The organism is Streptomyces niveiscabiei, assembly GCF_001419795.1.
Lineage (GTDB): Bacteria > Actinomycetota > Actinomycetes > Streptomycetales > Streptomycetaceae > Streptomyces > Streptomyces niveiscabiei.
Map to the genome: position 1 here is coordinate 1 of NZ_LIRL01001137.1, position 1735 is coordinate 1735.

General features: G+C 74.4%; 2 protein-coding genes and 1 pseudogene. All 3 read left to right on the plus strand.

From position 1 onward, the window contains the following. Nucleotides 1-688, plus strand: a 688-nt coding sequence (locus tag AOK24_RS41035) for an ROK family protein (RefSeq protein ID WP_159052174.1), incomplete at its 5' end; no start/stop codon positions are given. Next, complete coding sequence (locus AOK24_RS41040; protein WP_055724993.1) at nt 685-1278, plus strand: hypothetical protein; 594 nt, start codon at nt 685-687, stop codon at nt 1276-1278. The genes AOK24_RS41035 and AOK24_RS41040, both read left to right, overlap by 4 nt. Nucleotides 1279-1386: 108 nt before the next feature. Continuing rightward, nucleotides 1387-1735 (plus strand): annotated as a pseudogene (locus tag AOK24_RS46985) (ATP-dependent helicase); the annotation flags it as partial.

Sequence of the window (1735 nt, forward strand, 5' to 3'; positions counted from 1 at the left end):
CGGCGCGGGCCGCGGCGAGGACCACCTGGTGATGATCACGCTGGGCACCGGCATCGGCGGCGCGATCCTGGAGGACGGCCAGGTCAAGCGCGGCAAGTACGGCGTGGCGGGCGAGTTCGGGCACATGCAGGTCGTCCCCGGCGGCCACCGCTGCCCGTGCGGCAACCGCGGCTGCTGGGAGCAGTACAGCTCGGGCAACGCGCTCGTGCGCGAGGCGAAGGAACTGGCGGCGGCGGACTCGCCGGTCGCGTACGGGCTCATCGAGCACGTCAAGGGCCAGATCGACGACATCACCGGCCCGACGATCACGGAGCTGGCGCGCGAGGGCGACGCGATGTGCGTCGAACTGCTCCAGGACATCGGCCAGTGGCTCGGCGTCGGCATCGCCAACCTGGCCGCCGCCCTCGACCCGTCCTGCTTCGTGATCGGCGGCGGCGTGTCGGCCGCCGACGACCTGCTCATCGCGCCCGCGCGGGACGCGTTCAAGCGCCAGCTCACCGGCCGCGGCTACCGCCCCGAGGCGCGCATCGTGCGCGCGCAGCTCGGCCCCGAGGCCGGCATGGTGGGCGCCGCCGACCTGGCCCGCCTGGTGGCCCGCCGGTTCCGCCGCGCGAAGCGGCGCCGCGTGGAGCGGTACGAGCGCTACGAGCGGTTCGCCGAGACGCGCCGTACGCAGGACTCGGCGTGACCGCGGCGCTGCCCCGGCAGGCGGCGCCCCCGGACGAGCCGTCGCGCCCCCCGGAGGACCGCGGACACGTGATCCGGCGCAGGGCGCTCACCCTGCTGATCATCGTGCTGCTGATCGGCGTACCGGCGGGCTACCTGGTGATCTCCGCCGCGCAGAGCCGGGACAGCGGCAAGGACAAGGAGGCCAAGTACTCGGCGACCGGCCTCACCAAGGGCTGGCCGTCGAAGGTGCAGCGCCGCCTGTACGACGTACCGGTCCCGCACCCCTCGGTCAACGTCGCGTACTACGAGACCAACAACTGGCGCACCAGCCGCCTGTACGTCCAGTTCCAGACGACGAACGCCGGGCTGGACGAGTTCCTCGCCGACCTCGGGCTCACCCGCGCCGACCTGGTCAAGGGCGAGATCGCCGTCAACGCGCGCGACCAGGGCATCACCGGCTGGGACTTCACCGGCCCGGGCGCCCGCCCCGGCGACCACTTCGGCCTGGTGAGGGCCGAGAAGAACCCGAAACCGACCCTGGACGTCGTCGTGAACACCTGGAACGCCGACAACCCGTTCGTGTACGTCGTCTCCCGCACCAGCCCCTGAGACCCCGTGGGAGGCGGCCCCGGCCGGTCTCCGGGACCGATTGTCAGACCCCGCCCGTAGAGTCGGAGACGACCGGATCCGAGACACGGGCGGAGGTGGACGAAGCGCATGGACGAGCAGGCTGTGGAGGTGCCCTCGCGGCTGGCGGCCGTCTTCCTGCCCGCCCCGCTGCCCCGCGCGGGCCGCGTCGCGTTCTGGGACCCCGAGGACGGCCCGCTGCCCGCCGGTGACATCACGGACCTGACGGTCGTACGGCCGCACGGCGCGGCCGGGGCCCGCCGCCGACAGGCCCCGGCGCTGTCACTGCCCGTGGAGCGCGCCCTGCCCGTCCTGGTGCGGGCCCGCCGGGGACGACGCCTGGCGCGCGGGCCCCCTCGACCCCGAGGACCTCGCGCACCTGCGCGCGATCGCCGCCGCCCTGCCGTACGAGGGCCACGCGGTACCGCTCCCTGGCCCC